The sequence below is a fragment of the Paenibacillus sp. 203 genome, assembly GCF_037027525.1.
Lineage (GTDB): Bacteria > Bacillota > Bacilli > Paenibacillales > Paenibacillaceae > Paenibacillus > Paenibacillus polymyxa_B.
The window spans coordinates 1-275 of record NZ_JAXCHD010000077.1; the positions used below are offsets into that span (position 1 = coordinate 1).

Below are 275 nucleotides of genomic sequence, written 5' to 3' on the forward strand. Positions count from 1 at the left end.
GCCGTTTCCCGGATGGGCTTAGCCGGTTGCTCCGTACCCACTCTTTGCTGTCTTCCCAGACATGCCGAGTCACCACTTTGCGGTGGTTTCGAGACTGGGTACACTGGTCTAGCAGTGGGCAATGCTGACACTGAGCTGGGTCAGAGGTATACTGCCGGTATCCCTTACGGTCCGTCGTTCGGTAGGGCAGTTCCTGTTGGGCTGGGCATCTATACACATTGCGTTTGGCATCGTATTCAAACTTCCATTTCGGAAACAGCCCTTGTCTGGGATGG

1 protein-coding gene is annotated in these 275 nt (G+C 55.3%); it reads right to left on the reverse strand.

Features of this window, described 5'->3' with window-relative positions:
* On the reverse strand, positions 1–275 hold a 275-nt coding region (locus WA407_RS26870; RefSeq protein ID WP_336078746.1), incomplete at both ends, for a transposase.